The following is a 16938-nucleotide window of genomic DNA, read 5'->3' on the forward strand; positions in this document are numbered from 1 at the left end:
AACCTAAGATACCCGCAAGAGTGGTCCAAAATTCAACCACTGGCTGGCAAGGTCGATCAGGAAGATCAGCGAAATGTATCCGACGAGGATCAGCGGTAGGCCGGATTTTGCAAATCGAATCCAACCTGACGGCGCAACAACCGGGTCGCTCTCGTACCGGGTGAGCAGTTCTTTTCCTGCGCGAATCCCGGCTTCGATCTGCCTTTTGTTCGGCGGGCGGGTTGTGAAATACAGTTGCAAAAACGACCCTATGGATTTCCAGCCGAAGATAGTGACCAAGGCCGCGGCAAGAATTTTGAGTTCTGGGTCTATCGGGAAAGGCGCGAAGGCGATCCCAAAGAACAGGCCCATCCCAGCGGCCAGATTGGTGCCGCATCTCGGATGGACCCTGGGCATGCGACGGACGATATCGGGGTGTAGCTCCTCGCCACGCTCGATGGCGTGTACGACCATATGCTCTGCAGCGTGATATCCGGCCATCGGCACTTGCCGCAATCCGATCAAGAACAGTAAGACGCTCGCAGGTCCAACGACGGCATTGATCACATTTACCGGCGCGTGGAGTGCGGTCAATCCAGCCTCTAGCCCCATCGATGCAGCGTCTGCACCAAGATGCAAGAGCCCGAGCAACATTCCGGCAAGGATGAGGTGCCACGTGGTCGCTCCTCCCGACGCTGATCCATTCGTAAGATAGACCGAAACCGGAGTGGCCATCCCTCCGACGACCATCGGCCGGAAACTGAATTCGGACGCGGGGAAGAGGTGGGCGGGGGTGAGCACTCCGACCAAGTTGTAATCGCGGTCAACCACCAATGCCGCTTGGGCACGCGTCTCCTCGAACACGCGCAATGCCTCCGCTCCAGGTGCCGAGGCAAAGATCATTGGGACTTCTGTGGGAGGGAGGACATCTACCCTAGCCGATGGATCGAATCCGCCAGCGAGTGCAGAAGTAAGCAACCGACCGTCTACCACACCCTTGATCACGCCGTTTTCGACGATGGGTAGGATAGGGGTTCCGAATGTGCGGATTCGTTCGGCAGCCAGTTGAAGCGACGCGCTCGCGCTCACCGGGTTAACCGGCTGGCAAAAAACGGCGACATTGCGCTGGAGGCTACCGGAGGAGCTCAAGGTTGGCAGTTTACCAACCGCGCGTTGCCAGTAGTTCAGATTCCGGCAATCGGTCGCAATTGATTCCAACCATCGCTTCGCCTAAGCCCTTGCTGATTTCTGCGAGCTTCTTCGGTTCGCGGTAGAACAGCACGGATTCGACAATGGCTTTGGCCCGCTTGACCGGATCGCCGCTCTTGAAAATTCCGCTGCCGACGAAAACCGTCTCCGCGCCAAGTTGCATCATGAGAGCAGCATCGGCGGGAGTGGCAATGCCGCCTGCGCTGAAGTTTGGCACCGGGAGTTTGCCCGTTCGATGGACTTCTCGAATCAATTCAAGTGGGGCTGCATGCTCCTTCGCGAGTACAAACAGTTCGTCTTCGCGGGCGTTTTGGACGATTCGGATTTCCTTCATGATCGTGCGCATGTGGCGCACCGCTTCGACGACGTCACCCGTACCCGCTTCGCCCTTGGTGCGGATCATAGCGGCGCCCTCGCCACATCGTCGGAGTGCTTCTCCAAGGTTGCGCGCACCGCAAACAAACGGCACCTTAAAAGCGTGCTTGTCGACGTGGTTTTCGTAATCCGCTGGGGTGAGCACTTCGCTCTCATCGACGAAATCGACCTCGAGTGCTTCGAGAATCTGAGCTTCAACAAAGTGTCCGATTCGGCACTTGGCCATCACCGGAATACTGACGACCTCTTTGATTTCGAGAATCATTTCCGGGTCGCTCATTCGGGCGACACCGCCATCTTTGCGAATATCGGCGGGGACTCTTTCAAGCGCCATCACAGCGACGGCACCGGCATCCTGAGCGATTTTGGCTTGCTCTGGGTTGACGACATCCATGATGACCCCACCCTTTAGCATTTCGGCCAAGCCGACTTTCTCGCGCCAAGTGTTCTTGGCTACTCCGTTGTTGCTCACGTCGCTCATTCTCTCTTCAAGTTCTACGCAAAATTGAGTTCGATTGAACTCAGCGCATGAACCAAAATTGTACCTTGCGGCCAATTTTTACCAATATAGTCAAGAAAGTAGAGATTTCTTAAACATATTTGAGGAGATTCCAGTAAATTGTGTGCATGAGTGATGGGGAGGTTAAGGAATACAAATTTGGCAAAAAGGCCGTGGTCTGGGAGCCGGGGAAGTGCTGCCACAGCGGGCGATGCGTCCGGGAACTACCGGGAGTGTTCAACCTCAAGCAACACCCTTGGGTCAATGTTGAAGGCGGAACCGCCGTTGAGATTGAAAATCAAGTCAAGCGATGTCCGAGCGGAGCGCTCAGCATCCGCGATCTCGATTGATTTCTGAGATCGCTTGTTTGAGCCGGTTGCCGGCTTCCACCCCGTCCTCACCACTCTGATCGCTTCCAAACGAGAACCGGATACCCTGTTTACATTCTGCTTCGGTGTAGCCACAAGCAAAGAGCACATGGCTGGGTTCGATGCTCCCACTGCTACACGCCGCACCGCTACTCGCACTGATTCCTAACCGGTCCAGTTTGATTAGCAAGTTGTCTGCGTTGATTCCTGGCACGCGGAAGTGCGCGATGTTCCCGATTGTCGGAATTTCCGGCGGGACGGAACGAATGACTTCATCTCCAACCGTGTTCCAGAACGCGTCACATGCTTCCGAGCCGGAATACCGAAGTGTTCGGACAGCTTCGCCAAAGCCCACAATCGCTTCCACACTTTCGGTGCCTGCACGTTGATCGCGTTCCTGTCCACCACCGACGATCAAAGGTTCGATCAGCACTCCGCTTCGGCAATAGAGCGCGCCAATGCCCTTTGGCCCCCCGATCTTATGAGCGGAAAGCAATAAGAAATCTGCATCTAGTTCGTCCACGTTCAGCGGAAAATGCCCCAAAGTTTGAACGCCGTCGATAAGCAGCCTTGCACCCTTTTTATCAAAAGAAGCATTGAGAGTCCCAAGTTCATTGTTCGCATGCATCACCGCCACCAAAAGCGTGTTTTCGTCGATATAACTGGCTGGATCAACTGCCCGTGCATATCGGTCGACAGGGATGATGACGACTTCGAATCCGAGTAGGCGCAGTCGATCGGCAGTGTGCAGAACGCAGTGGTGCTCTGCGGCAGAGAACACGAACTTTCGCCGCTGATCTCCAGACGCTAATGCTTGAAAGGCGGTGCCGAAGATTGCCAGATTCGACGCTTCGGTACCGCTGCCTGTAAATGTGATCTCTCCGAACAGGGCACCCAGGTGACTCGCGAGAATTTCTCTCGCTTCGTCGATGGCATTCTTCGCACTTCGGCCATCCGCGTGCAAACTGCTCGGGTTGCCGATCAACCCAGAGCTCCAAGAGCGCATTTTCTCTGCAACGGTCTCGGTTATCGGTGTGGTTGCAGCGTGGTCGAGGTACAGCCGCTTCATGACGTCAGAACGATGCTCAGAGTGAGGATCGCAGTGTTGTGAAGCGCGTGCATCACGATGCTCGGAATAAGTGACTTCGTGTGGTAAGCGAGGAGGCTGGACATCGCGCCGACCCAACCCAGGATGAGCCAGAGCGCAGGTCCTTGTGGATGGATCGCTGCAAATGCAAATGCGCTCAAGATGACGGCCAAAATCGGCTTGCCAGTCGCCCGCAAGATTCCGCCCATGAGTGCCCAACGAAACGCAATTTCTTCCCAGATTGGGGCAATAACACTTGCAGAAAGGAAGACACCAAATAGCGTGATGAACCCACCTTGCTGGACAAGCTCTTGGACCGGATGGCTAGGATTTGAGTCCTTGATCAGCGGACTGACGAGCAGGGCGAGGACTAGCATCACCGGGAGGTTTGCGCAAAAACCAGCGAATCCCCAAGCGATTTGCTTCGAGATCGGCATGGTGGACGGGTTCAACCAGCTCAACGCGGAGCGACCCTGAAACTTCTTTTTCTTGAGAATCAAGATCAGTCCGAGCAAAAAAAGGCCGCCAAAAAATGCGCCATTGATGGCCATGTTCCCGGGCAGAGGATCGCCCAAGGTAGACATCACAAAGAACATTGCGATCATCGCGACCGCATAGAGTCCCATATCGCTCGCCGCACCTTGGGTGAGTTCCGGCATTGGATGGCCTTCGGGCTGCAATCCCTTCGACCGCATGACGAAGTAGATGATCCACGCGAGCACTCCAGACATGAGTAATCCAAAGGCGCCCAAGGCAAAAACTACATAAAGATAGAGCCCGGACATCGGCCACACCGTAGTCGCGACCTTCGGCTGATTCAATCGTTGGCGCGCGCTAAACTCGACGAGCTTGCCAACCGGGCCCATTTCTTTGCTGTCAGAAATCAGTTCGCGCGCTAGGTCTGGGTCCTTGGTTCCGGTCTGATAAAAGCGATACAGCTTCTTTCCAGTTTCGGACTTAGAGGTCGCCAGAACCTGGATTTTCGCGAGGTCAATCTTCTTCTCGAGTTGGTTTTGGCAAAAACTATAGACGATGGCTTCGTCCGGTCCTTCGATTCCGCCTTCTAGGACGTCCTTCGACGCCTCTTGTAATCTCTTTTTCAGGGTATCTCGTTCACTACCAGGTTGTGCGTCTAAAAGATAGGCGATCTTCAGCTGAGTGACATTGCCGGTTACATCCGGATTTTTCGCTTTCTGTTCGCCGCTTTTCGAAATTGAAAACAGAGTCAACGAGATCAGCAGGCCAAAAAACGCGATCACACATAGCCACTTGAAGATCGAAAAATCACGGTGGACAGGTGGAGATGGATCGATATTCGGCGCGGGCGGCGCAATCGGCTCGTTTTCCATGGTGAGGGCTTACTGATAGAACGCAGGCACGGGAGAACTTGTCTCATCCGTGCCTGATTTCTTGGACGAAATTAGCTTTTAGACGCCGGCTTTGACTTGAGCCAGAACATCCTTGAGCGCTGCAGCAGACTTGTGGAGGGCTTCCTTTTCAGCTGCGGATACAGCTGGTTCCAGAATCTCCTTGGCGCCGCATCGACCAACGCGGGTTGGAAGCGAAAGGCAGATATCGCTGATACCAAGTTTGCCGGTTTGGAGCGCAGAAACTGGGAGGACTCGGCCGCTGTCCAAGGCAATCGCCTCAACGACTTCCTTGATAGAAACGCCGACTGCGCGACCTGCGCCACCCTTCAACCGGATGACCTCAGCTCCAGACTTCTTGGTGAAGTCAAAAATGCCGTCGGCAGTGGCTTGGTCGTAGCCTGGAAGGGATGCGATCGAAACGCCGCCGATGGTAGCCGAGCTCCAGATTGGAACCATGCTATCGCCATGCTCGCCGAGAATCAGTGCATTGACATCCGTTGCGCCGACCTTGAAGTGGTCTGCGAGCAAGGAGCTGAATCGGCAAGTGTCCAAAACGGTGCCGAGACCAAGCGTTCGTGCTGCTGGAACGATTCCAGACTCAACAGCGAGTTGAGTGAGAATGTCGACCGGATTCGAAACGACCAAAATTGTTGCGTCATCGGCGAGTTTGACCTTCTTGAGTTCGCCCAAGATCGACTGGAACAATCCGACGTTGCGGTTGATCAGTTCAAGCCGGGTTTCGTCTGGCTTACGTCGCAAACCAGCGGTAATCACCACGCAGTTCGAACCGGTCACAGCTTCATAGCCGCCGCTAGTGATCACTTGGCTGGTGGTGTAGTGCGAGCCGTGTCGCAGGTCAAGTGCTTCGCCAGCAGCCATGTCGAGGTTCATGTCGACGAGTGCGATTTCTTGAACGATGCCACCAAGTTGTAATGCGAACGCGGCATCAGATCCAACGCGGCCGCCGCCACCGATAATACTAACCTTCATTTTAAATAGTTGCTCCTGCAAGGGCTGGATCGCAAAAGACGATCACGAGCTACGAAGGATATTATGGCAGACCCGCAATTGTATTAGCGAAGGTCCCAGTAGTAAGAAGCAGGATCAAACACTCGGCCCGTGTTGGGCGATGCAGCTTCGCAGCCTACGAGAAGTCGTCCTGGCGCGAATTTGTGGACGCTTCCGTCCACATAAAGTACGGTCATTTTTCCGGTGTGCCAAGGCCAAGCGCCACCGAACTCCAAGAATCCGCTTTCACGATTGCCGGGAATCCAGCCGTCGTTCGACAAATAGACATCGTCGCTGCCGAATCTGAAAGTGTCGACGAGCGAACTCCCTTGTTTGGAAAATCGGCAAGGCGGAACGATCAAGTGGTTTCCACCGCCGTAAGGTCGCCCGGCGATATCGAGATCCCAAACGGAATCCACAAACTGGATAGTCTTCGATGTGTCGTAGATCGAGGATAGATACTGTGGCCTTGAAGTTCGGCCACCGGCGGTCGTCACGATCGGCGACAAGAATACGTAGTTGAACCCGAGATTCGTACGCTTGCTGGTTTCGTAATCAAAGTTCAACGTATCCAGCTGAGAAAGGTCCGGATCGAATGCGGCGTCTGGTGAAATCTTATTATTCGGATCGGACGGGCACTTCAGTACGCGGCGGTCCCGTATATAAGGTGACAACAATTGAGGCCATCGCTTGTCGTTGCTGGCGTTCGAACTTGGAGATTCCAGGTAGGCGGCCGGAGTAAAGCCTTCATCATTGTCTGACAAATAAAGCCCTGAAGCGAGGCCAGCCTGTCGGAAGTTGACGGCGCAGTTGGTGGCCTTGGCAGCTTCGCGTGCGTTCTTGAAGACAGGGAAAAGCATCGATGCCAGGATCGCTACGATCCCAACAACAACCAGCAACTCAATGAGGGTGAATGCCTTGGCTTTTCTCAAATCTATTCCTATCTTACGCAATTATTCGGAAATTTGCAAAGTAAAACTGTTTAGTTCGCCAAATTCTTCGAACTTTAGCTTGGCGTAAAACCTCTCGGTCTCCGGTCCGGTCTGTAATACGAGATGGGTGTTTCGGGAATCTGCGATCTGGCTTGCGAGATACACCAAGTTCTTTCCATATCCGTGGCCCCGCTTTGCAGAATGTACGCAAAGGTTGTAAACCCCCACCGAATGTTCTGTTTCCACCAGCATCATCGAAGCAACTAGCCCACTTTCGTCGGCTATCCCAAACAATCGATGGTCGGATTCGGAGGTTGCGAGTGCCCCTAATCGGCGAAATGTGTTGTCGGAGTAGCGAAAGAACTGCAGAAATGCAAATTCACAAAATTGCAGCCGCTCATCGGGTGTTTTCGCCTCAATGATTTTCAGGTTTTGGCTCGGGTTCGGCAGTGGCTGGGTGCACGCCATGATCTTGAGGCTGAAATTGAGATGAAATCCGCATCGCTCAAAATCTTCCTTGGTGCAATCGTGATCCAGCGAATCTGGCACGACCAATCGGATCGTAGGGTGCAAAGCTGTTAATTTTGCTAGCTCGCCGTAGACTTGTGGCAACTCACTCGGGCTGGCCTTCAGATTCAGCGCGAAGTTGCAAAAGCTAAATGGCCGATTGCTAACGACAGCGTCAAAGTAAGGTGTGACGACCTTCCGCGCCCCAGGGATTTTCAGTGCAATGTGTTCGTAGGACGCGAAAATGTTCTCTTGACTCGCCTGAATGACACTCTCGGCACTCACAGCACGAAATTCCATAAGATTCCAGGACCAGACCGCTTCGGCGTGATGCTGACCCCGATCGCGAATCCGCCCTTGAGCTTATAGCCGATAAACCCCTGCGGACCTTTTGGGGTGAGCATCAATGTGCCAAATCCATCCGCATTCTCGTTCGACTTCCACAGGTCGAGCCCAACGCCAACTTGTAGCCCAGTTGGGAACGCGGCGATCGAAGCCAGCCGGATAGTCGGGGCGAAAAGCCGACTTGGTGGCTCAAATGGGATCCCGCGGAAGGTTTCGCTGAAGAAATTTGCCACCGTTCGCTGCACGCTCGGCTGGACCAGAAATCCGCCATAGTGCCCGGTGTCGAGCCACAATTTGGGCTTGTCCCCGGTTGACTCTGATAATAGTCGCTGGGATTCGACCGGAATCACCGTGTCGTACCTGGCGAGGATGAAATAGGCTGGACGAACGTCGTCCTTTTTCAAGTAATTCAGCGGCTCGATCTCGACGAGCTCTTTTCGGAGTGAATCGAGTTTCCAGCCTCGATTACGGAGGACTTCACGCTGCTTCACCAACCGAGAACTCGACCACAAAATCGCAGCCACATCTCCGCCGCCGAGAACAGAGCAATAGCAAGAAAATCGAGGCTCAACTCCGAATGCGATCGAGCTGACAACCGCGCCGAGGCTCGTGCCAACGATTCCTATTTTCTGGTTATCAAAGAGTCCAGAAAACTCCGCCCAATCGACGGTACGGCGAATGTCGAGCACCGCCTGAGTCATCGACTTTCGAATCAAATACGGATCGGGTTCGATCGCGAGCTGCCCAGACCTGGTGCCATACGGCGTGCGGCTGAGATGGTACGGCAACTCGATGATGATCGACGCGATGCCCCTCGAAGCCAATCGATCACTCATATCGGATTCGTTTTTGAGGTCTGTCGCTCCCCAATAGTGGGCAATGATCACCACCGGCACTTTTTCGCTTCGCTCGGCCGGCAACGAAACGTGCAGAACCACAGAGTTGTTTTCAACGTATTTCGTTTGGACCGGGCTGTCGAACTTCACCACGAATTGTTTTGGCGTGGGGGATACAATGGACTGGAAAGAATACGGGGGAGGCGGCTCAGAGATTGATCCAGACTGCGCCCAAGCTCCGTTCGAAGTGAACACCAGCATGATCAAACTCACCAAAAAGTGTCTTATCCCGATTGTCATTTCTGCTCTTGCTCCTTCGGCACTAGCTCAGAGTTTAGACAACACTTTCGATACCGCGCTAGGGACTGCTGGGCTTTCGACAAAGTCGGCACGGTTCGATCAACAGCTACTTCCATTCTTTCAATCGAAGAATCACCCCGCGCTGTTGTATGAGGCCGCGCATTCAGATCCTTGGCGTGCGCCGTTCATGATCGAAACAATGCGGGATCAGCTGGCCCAACCCAGCGACCGAATTCATGATGAACTTGCGGTTGGCGCGAGAATGCTCGGCATCAACATCCGGCGTTCACTTCTTGCCGATACCGCCGCCACCACCGCACAATTTGCCGACCGTCCCGGTGCACTGTCTGCAACCTTGCAGCGAATGCAAAAGGAAGGATTGATTGTCGGCGCGGTCCCGAATTCGGCGGCTTTGCCGGAGCCCGTGAAGCAAGCGGCGGCTCTGTTGCTGACAACGATGATGGATGCCGCACCGCTGCGCCGAGCCGCGTTCAACAGAGTGCCGAATGTGGATTCGCTCTATGTCCGGGCGCGCACACCTGAATCGGATAAATACGACGCGGACCGAGTCGTGAAGACCATGCGCGATATCGAAGATTTCGATATTCGGTTTATCATCGCGGGTTCGCAAGATGTAGCAGCCTCAGCTGTTGCCGCAAAGCTCAAACTGCTCGGCGTCGATCGAAGCGAAAAGTTTAATTTCAAGATATCAACGACATGGGGAGACGTGGTCCTATCGGGTGGGGCGGACAATCGCTACGAGAATTCGAGCGCGCTCCTCATCATCGACACAAGCGGTGATGACACCTACGTCGGACTTCCTTGCAACAGGTCTTTTACGAATTGGGCGAGCATCGTGATCGACGTGCGTGGGAACGACAAGTATGTGAGCAATCCAGAACTCGTGAACCGAGCCGTCAAGAACGAACCCAATCGCCGCAACCCGAGTGGATTCGGCCCGGCAAGCGCAGCATTGGGTGTCGCCATGATCTTCGATGTCATGGGAGACGACCTTTACCGAACGACCGCTCCTGGGATCGGGTCAGCCACGATGGGAGTGGCCTCGATCAGCGATACCAGTGGCAACGACATCTACGACTGTTATCAAAACGGGATCGGCTATGGCAACTTTGGGCTCGGGTTGGTAGAAGACATCGCTGGGAACGATCGGTACAACGGCTTTGCGAATTGCCAAGGTCATGGCGCACCGATGGGATTTGGTGGCGTGATCGACCGTGGTGGAGACGATGTATATGTTGCTGAGAACAACGTGCTCGACTTCCCAAGCCCGCAGTCGGCTCAAGCAAATGCAAGCTTATCGCAAGGTGCTGGTGTCGGCCGGCGAGCTGACTATCTGGACGGTCACAGTTTGAGCGGCGGAATCGGAGTGCTGTATGACTTGGACGGAAACGACAGCTATTCGTGTGGCGTTTTTGGGCAAGGCGTCGGCTACTGGGATGGGCTAGGGTGCTTGTTCGACCGAGCAGGAGACGATAAATACAACGGCATCTGGTATGTCCAAGGGGCAAGCGCGCACTTCGGGATTGGGTATTTGGAAGATGAATCCGGTACCGACGACTACCGAGCTACGACCAACATGGCGATGGGAGCTGGGCACGACTTCGGGCTAGGTTTTCTCCTTGATCGAAGTGGAAACGACACCTATACCGCTCCAAATTTGAGCCTCGGCGCATCGAGTTCCAACGGAATCGGAGTGTTCATGGACTTTATCGGCGATGACAAGTACGAAGGGTCGAACATCACCTTGGGGCGAGCTGCCGAAGTGACTAGTGGAAGTTTGCGCGATCGCTGCCTTTCGCTCGGGCTGTTTTATGACGGTGGCGGAAACGATGCTTATCCGATCGCAACCAATTGGGCGCGAAATGCGGCACGCCTGGTGAACTGGACTGACCGAGGCGCATCACCTGAAGAGAGCCAATTCGGTATCTTCTGGGATCGGTAGGCGGCAACGGCATGATTCCCATTCGGGACAACGTAACATCCAAAGAATTACCATTGGTCACCTGGACGCTGGTCGTTCTGAACGTGCTCATCTTCTTTTGGGATCGGGGTGGACTTGCTGCAGGAGGTCCGGTTAACTTTGCGGACTTGGCAGTGAGGCCATCAGAAGTTTTTGCTTCGATGCGCGGCCAAGGCGACGCTGGGGACTTAACAACTCTCTTCACCTACATGTTTTTGCACGGCAATCTGGCGCATCTCGTCGGAAACATGTTCTTTCTTCTGGCGTTTGGAGTGAACGTTGAAAGCGTCTTTGGCGCGCTCAAGTTCGCGCTTTTCTATCTGTTTTGGGGGCTGGTCGCGGCCTTTGCCGAAATCTATGTGCACCCGGGCTCAATGACTTCGATCTTAGGGGCGAGCGGCGCGATCGGTGGTGTGCTCGGAGCCTATCTTCTGCTGTTTCCAGGCAACAAAATCACCTTCATTGTTTTCCCGCTCTTCTGGTGGCCGCTCAAGGTCACGGCTTGGTTGCTGCTCGGCTTTTGGTTCATGTTCCAGATCTTTTTCCCGCAAGAAGGGGTGGCGAACTGGGCACACGCAGGGGGTTTTGCCGCTGGAATGGCGACGGTGTTGCTCCTAGGTGGACGTGTCAAACTGTTACGCGGGGTAGCGCTCGAAGTAGAGGCGGATGATGAAGATTAACGTACCAATTTGGACTTGGGGATTTGTGGTTCTCGCCGCACTGACCTCGCTCTACTCGATTTCGCTCCGCCACAAAGTAGAAGCCAAAAATAAGGCGGTTGCCCTCGCGGTTGAATGGCAGGTGATCCAAGACGCGATCGCATCCTCTGGTGGAAGTCCGGAAGACGCTCTGGCATCGCTCAAGAACAACGGCCTTGGGATGGTCGTGCTTCCAGAAGAGACCGTCGGAAGCCTAATTGACCGGGGACAGATCATTCGACTTCCCAACAATGCATTGAGTGGGGATCCCGTGGCTTTGATCCAAACCCAGGAAGCGCTCTCTCGCCGCGGCATTTCGAGCTTCATGGATGCGCGCAAATCTGAGTCACCGACACTGCACATCTTGAACATGTCGCCTGATGCGCTGAAGCTAATTAGCTTGGGGCTGCCCGCAGGCACATGCAAGCAGATTCGAGATGCAAGGCTTCTCATCCTGGCTAGGCATAGCAATTTCTTTGGCGTCACGACTCAATACATCGAGCGGATACTCGAGGATTCGAAGACAAAGGGTGCTGTCGGCTACTTGCCACAAGGCGATCAGATTCTCGGCGTTCGCGCTCAGATCAAGGACACCGCAGAGGTCCTGCGTAACTTGAAAATGTATTACGCTTCGCCTGAATTCGCGAAGATGACAGGCGAAACGACAATGCTGCTCAAGAGCGCGTACAACACCGTTCGGTTGCACGCGATCCAAGCGGCGGAGATCGATCGAATGTCTCCTGGCGAAGTCGTGGAGCGATATGCCAGAGCGTTTTCAGAGCGAAATCAGCGGATTCTCTTGGTTCGGCCGTTTGAAGATTCGGGTTTGACCGCACTGCAATCTCTCTCGCAATCGTTGAATTCAGTCTCCCGGGCGATTCACAAAGAGCAAGGTGCGCTCGCCGCCCCTAGGCCATGGAACGATCCGAATGTGCCGCAGATCGTCACCTCAATCATCATGCTCGCGGTGGTTGGGATGTCGGCGGGATTGCTGCTCGGACTGACTACAAATTCGCCGATGAGACTCGCAGGACTTGCGGTTCTCGTTCTCGTGTTTGCCTACGGCCTTTATAAGCATGACGCGTCGTATCTTGCGACATTGGGCGCAATAGTTACCCCGATTTTGGCGTTCCTATTGGCCTTGAACAGCTGGCGACGCCCCGCGATCCTTGTGTTTGCAGGGATGAGCATCGTGAGTTTGGTTGGAGGTCTTTGCATCGCCGGTCTACTCAACGGTCCAGTTTTCTACGTTCGCGCTGACACGTTCTTCGCGGTCAAATTGGCGCATTTTCTGCCGATCATCATTGCCGGTTTGATCGCGGTGCGCTCTGTACTTAGCAACCTCGATTGGATGAAGAATCCGATCACATATGGGGCCACGATCATTGGAATGTTGGTGCTTGTTGGGCTAGCGTTCATGATGGCGCGGACAGGAAACGATAACCCCGGTGCGGTCAGCGGGTTCGAATTGCAACTCCGAAGTCTGCTGGAGAAAGTGCTGGTGGTCCGCCCTCGAACGAAGGAGTTTATGTTTGGGCACCCGGCCATGTTTGTGGGTCTGAGTGTTTACTTCTTGGCATTGCGGTCGGCGATCACGCCGTACCGCGATAAGCTCAAAATTCTCGGATTGTCACTGATCTCGGCGGGCATGATTGGGCAGACCAGCATCGTCAACACGATGTGCCACCTACACACGCCGGTCATCGTCGGGCTTTTCCGGATCATGATTGGACTCATTCTTGGACTGATTTTCGGGGCCATAATCTGGCTGGTCGCAAAGCCTCGCTTGGCTAGGGACCTTGAGGTGGTGGCATGAGAAAGCTGTTGGCAGCGGGATATTTTGGTTGCGGCAATCTCGGGGACGATGCCATTCTGCTAGGGTTTATTGAAGGCGCCGCTCCGCTCGGGCATGACGTGATTGCTCTCTCTGGGAGCCCAGAAGAGACTCATCGAAACTACGGAATCACATCGTACGCACGGCGAGAAAAGAATGCGATTCGCCATGCACTCAGCGAGTGTGATGCGCTCGTTTTTCCGGGCGGCAGCGTATTCCAAGATTCATCCAGCGCTTGGAGCCCAATTTACTACTGGACACTCGTCAAAGAAGCGAAAAAACTCGGAAAGCCAGTTCTGATGCTCGGGCAGGGGGTTGGGCCGCTGACCACACCGGTGGGGAAGTCTTTTGCGCGCCGAGCGTTTATGGCCGCAGATGGAATCGCGGTTCGTGATCCCGCATCGAGTAAGGCTCTTTTGGAACTGGGTGTTAAGCGACCAGTGACGGTCGCTGCCGACATGGCGTGGCTACTTCCTCCCGCGAATTCACAGCAGGACTCTGACCAGTTCGGCGTGGCAGGAATGAAGACCATCGGAATTTCAGCCCGGCCACATGGAAAAGGTGAAGACACCGCAAAGCTAATCGCGGCGATCTGCCGAAAGCTCTACGACAACGGCTACGTCCCGACCTTGGTGGAGATGGACCAGAAATTCGACTTTGGGATGATCCAGCAAGTTGAAAAGGTTTACGGCGGTAAGATTCCTAGCCTTCGAAAGGTGACCACTCCGATGGATATGCAGCGACGTTTAGCGCGCATGGACGGATTGATCGCGATGCGACTTCATGCGGGGATATTGGCCGCGACCGTGAACATGCCGTCGGTGATGCTGAGCTACGACCCCAAGGTGCTGGCATTCGCAAATGAAGTAGGACTGCCGTCGCTTGCAATGAACAATTTGACTGCGGATCGTGTCTTTGATTCGTTCGTGACCACGATGCAGAAGAAGGCCGAGCTTGAGGCGCAACTAGCCAAACGTAAGGAAGCTCTGATCGCGAAGGCAAAACAGAATTTTGAAGTACTGCAGCAAACGTTGCGCTAGTTGGCGAATCGCTGGAATCTCCATTGGAATCACTCTGGGGATGGCCGCATCTGCGACCCCTCCGGAATGGAAGTGGGTTACGGAAAACGTTCTCAAAAAGATCAAAGTCAACGGCTATCGACAGCTTGGCTATCACATCCGCTCGATTCAGGGTGACCGCGACGCCTTTGACGTTCAAAACTATAGCGGGCTCGGCGGTAAGTCTTTCACCGATATCGGGCAGTTGCAGTTCTCGGGTCGCAAGGTCTTTGGGATTCTGAATTTCGACGCCACGCTGCAAGACAGCAGGTTCACCGATCCGATGGGACAACGATTCCTGATCGATTACGAACGCGGCGGTTGGAAGGTCAATTTCGGCGATGTGAACGCCTCTCTGCTCAACACGAACAGGTACGCAAGCTTCAATCGAAATATCCGCGGATTTCAGGTGGGATACAAGTCCGGCAGGTTTGAAGGCAGGGCGCTTTCCAGCCAAGCCAAGGCCAGTGTCAAAACGGTTTCGTTGGTCGGGAACGGCTCTTCCGGGCCCTACTATCTGCAAGTGACCCAGATCGTGCCTGATACAGAAAGAGTTCAGGTGGACGGCGAGACTTTGCAACGTGGGACGGATTATGTAGTGAGCTACGAAGTCGGCTCGATCACGTTCGTCAATCGCACGATTTCTCCATCCAGCTCAATCGTGGTGACCTTTGAAGCCCTGGGATTTAACACCCGGCAAGGATTTATCGAAGGAGTTGGCACTTCCTATGACATGGGCAAGGTCGGGCGATTGGGCATCACCGCGATGCGACAAAAGGCACGCGGAAACCCGGGCATCGGCAGCACGCGGCTCGAAAAGTTCTTTGGATTTGGGCCGCCGTCTGCTCCATATTCGCTGCAATTTGAACCTGAGCCGACCCGCCCAATCACGATCCGAGTGAATGGCGTACTCCAGTCACTGGGAACGGACTACACCTTTGATTCGGAACTTCCCTCGACGTTCTATTTCACTCGCTTCATGGCGCCGACCGATGAGATCGACGTGGTCTATACGCCCAAAGCTCGTGCGACGGTGGACGGCGACCGAGAAGTACTGGGCTTCGATTATCGCATTCCGCTGGGCAACGGCGGCTCGATCAGCTATGGCCAAGCCTTCGGAAAACTCAAGAATCCATTGAACCCTTCGAGCGGCCTCGCGAGGAACCTGACCGCAACAACCCGCGTCGGTGAGTATCTGATCAATGCGTCACTGCGCGATGTTCCGGCGGGGTATGTGAGCATCGAAACTCGGTCGTTCAACCGAAATGAGCGTGCGGGAGACTTTTCGATTTCACGCAACGGGAACGGTATCCGGTACGGTGTGAGTACCAGCAACAGCTCGGTAACTTCTCGCCAGGTGGCCTCCACTGGTGCAGTCACCTATTCTCGCGCGCGGGTCACCAACACGAGCGGATTTTTGAGCTTGACACCAACAGGAGACCAGCCTTGGTTTTTGACGGTGGATCGTAAGAGAAACAAGACCCTAGGGAACCCGTCCGAGGTGGATACGATTGGGCTGAGTACCAACAAGCAGTTCAACAACTGGAGCTACAGGATTGGGACCAATTACCAATCCGGCAAGGGGCCAACAAGCTTTTCGAGCGGTTCTGATATTGTCAAATTCAATGTTCTCGGGCTGATCGCTGGCGTGCGTTGGAATCCCAATACACGGCTCGCAATCGATGGTTCAACCAGCATCAGCGCCGTACGCAGCGGAGACAAAGATGGAACGGGTCGGCGGCAGGATTTCTCCGCGACATACATCGCTAGCAATCGGCTTAGCTGGGTCGCGCGGTACAGCGACACCGACTCGGGTGGAGTGTCTGATCTAGGAGCCTTCAGCAACGGGTCTGGGTTTGGCTACAACGGGAGCGGATTCAGCGGTGGTGTCACGACCCCCACCTTTGTGGGTTCAAGTGGGTCGAGGCTGGCCAGTTTCGGTGCCGAATACAAAGCGAATGACAAACTCTCTTTGAGCTTCGACGCCTTTCTCACGCGGTACATCGGGTCAGCGACGAGCAACAGCCAGACGCGTGGATTCGGACTGTCCGCGGTGTGGGATTTCAGTGATCAAAACCGCTTTACACTGCGAGCAGATACTTCGAGCACCAAGTTCATCGGTAGTCCTTCTCGATCGAGCGCGACGACTCTCTTTGCCACTTTGGACGGTACGTTGGGATCGCGGCTGAACTATTCGTTGCGCGGAAGCACGATTCTCACCGGAGGGACGAGCGCGTTTAAGCAGAATGGAGTCTCGTTTGAAGGCAGTGCACGGTACTTCTTGGCACCGAGGCAGAATCTGTTGTTCGATGTCATCTACGGCGGGACCTCGGGCTATCTTCCCCAGAGCGATCTTGGCGCAAATCTGACTTATCAGTACCAGTTGTACGAGTCGCTAGCGCTCAATCTGGGATACCGATGGCGCGATGTGCGCAACCGTGATTCCAGCTCAAGCGGCGCATACCGGGCCAATAGTCTCGATTTGACACTTTCATTTAGTTTCACCCAGTAACGCGCAGGATTGCCGTTCGTTTATCGGGTGCAGGTGTTGT

14 protein-coding genes are annotated in these 16938 nt (G+C 54.5%); 6 read left to right on the forward strand and 8 right to left on the reverse strand.

The window, feature by feature from the left end; all coding sequences use genetic code 11:
* Positions 1-3: 3 nt before the first annotated feature.
* Both J0L72_06970 and pdxS read right to left on the reverse strand, forming a co-directional pair.
* A complete protein-coding gene (locus J0L72_06970) occupies positions 4-1128 on the reverse strand; it encodes a DUF1385 domain-containing protein (protein MBN8690522.1) in 1125 nt (374 codons plus the stop codon).
* Positions 1129-1138: 10 nt separating this feature from the next.
* Complete coding sequence (pdxS, locus tag J0L72_06975) at positions 1139-2044, reverse strand: pyridoxal 5'-phosphate synthase lyase subunit PdxS (GenBank protein MBN8690523.1); 906 nt, start codon at positions 2042-2044, stop codon at positions 1139-1141.
* A 146-nt stretch (positions 2045-2190) separates the two neighbouring features.
* Here pdxS and J0L72_06980 point away from each other — a divergent pair, with 146 nt between their 5' ends.
* Entirely contained in the window at positions 2191-2412 is a 222-nt protein-coding gene (locus J0L72_06980; GenBank protein ID MBN8690524.1) for a (4Fe-4S)-binding protein, read from the forward strand.
* On the opposite strand, the gene J0L72_06985 is transcribed toward J0L72_06980, so the two are convergent.
* From J0L72_06985 to J0L72_07010, 6 genes are all read right to left on the reverse strand, one after another.
* Positions 2390-3499 carry a cysteine desulfurase gene (locus J0L72_06985; protein MBN8690525.1) on the reverse strand — a complete coding sequence of 370 codons (1110 nt, stop codon included), beginning with the start codon at positions 3497-3499 and terminating at the stop codon, positions 2390-2392. The genes J0L72_06980 and J0L72_06985 overlap by 23 nt on opposite strands.
* Entirely contained in the window at positions 3496-4866 is a 1371-nt protein-coding gene (locus J0L72_06990) for a CPBP family intramembrane metalloprotease (GenBank protein ID MBN8690526.1), read from the reverse strand. The genes J0L72_06985 and J0L72_06990 overlap by 4 nt, the downstream gene beginning before the upstream one ends.
* Positions 4867-4944: 78 nt before the next feature.
* Positions 4945-5877, reverse strand: coding sequence for a lactate/malate dehydrogenase family protein (locus J0L72_06995; protein MBN8690527.1), 933 nt, complete (start codon positions 5875-5877; stop codon positions 4945-4947).
* A gap of 83 nt (positions 5878-5960) precedes the next feature.
* Positions 5961-6833, reverse strand: coding sequence for a prepilin-type N-terminal cleavage/methylation domain-containing protein (locus tag J0L72_07000; GenBank protein MBN8690528.1), 873 nt, complete (start codon positions 6831-6833; stop codon positions 5961-5963).
* A gap of 15 nt (positions 6834-6848) precedes the next feature.
* The gene (locus J0L72_07005) at positions 6849-7634 is read right to left on the reverse strand and encodes a GNAT family N-acetyltransferase (protein ID MBN8690529.1); all 786 of its coding nucleotides are present in this window, start codon (positions 7632-7634) and stop codon (positions 6849-6851) included.
* Positions 7616-8668, reverse strand: coding sequence for an alpha/beta hydrolase family protein (locus J0L72_07010; protein ID MBN8690530.1), 1053 nt, complete (start codon positions 8666-8668; stop codon positions 7616-7618). The genes J0L72_07005 and J0L72_07010 overlap by 19 nt, the downstream gene beginning before the upstream one ends.
* A 25-nt stretch (positions 8669-8693) precedes the next feature.
* On the opposite strand from J0L72_07010, the gene J0L72_07015 reads away from it, so the two are divergent.
* The 5 genes from J0L72_07015 to J0L72_07035 are packed head-to-tail and all read left to right on the forward strand — an operon-like array spanning position 8694 to position 16898.
* The gene (locus J0L72_07015) at positions 8694-10778 is read left to right on the forward strand and encodes an Lrp/AsnC family transcriptional regulator (protein ID MBN8690531.1); all 2085 of its coding nucleotides are present in this window, start codon (positions 8694-8696) and stop codon (positions 10776-10778) included.
* Between the two features lie 11 nt (positions 10779-10789).
* Positions 10790-11476, forward strand: coding sequence for a rhomboid family intramembrane serine protease (locus tag J0L72_07020; GenBank protein ID MBN8690532.1), 687 nt, complete (start codon positions 10790-10792; stop codon positions 11474-11476).
* Positions 11463-13310 carry a hypothetical protein gene (locus J0L72_07025; protein ID MBN8690533.1) on the forward strand — a complete coding sequence of 616 codons (1848 nt, stop codon included), beginning with the start codon at positions 11463-11465 and terminating at the stop codon, positions 13308-13310. Before J0L72_07020 ends, J0L72_07025 begins: the two co-directional genes overlap by 14 nt.
* Positions 13307-14368, forward strand: coding sequence for a polysaccharide pyruvyl transferase CsaB (csaB, locus tag J0L72_07030; protein ID MBN8690534.1), 1062 nt, complete (start codon positions 13307-13309; stop codon positions 14366-14368). Before J0L72_07025 ends, csaB begins: the two co-directional genes overlap by 4 nt.
* A 40-nt stretch (positions 14369-14408) precedes the next feature.
* Complete coding sequence (locus J0L72_07035) at positions 14409-16898, forward strand: hypothetical protein (GenBank protein MBN8690535.1); 2490 nt, start codon at positions 14409-14411, stop codon at positions 16896-16898.
* The last annotated feature ends 40 nt before the right edge of the window (positions 16899-16938 follow it).

It is taken from the genome of Armatimonadota bacterium, assembly GCA_017303935.1.
In the GTDB taxonomy this organism is placed as follows: Bacteria; Armatimonadota; Fimbriimonadia; order Fimbriimonadales; family Fimbriimonadaceae; genus JAFLBD01.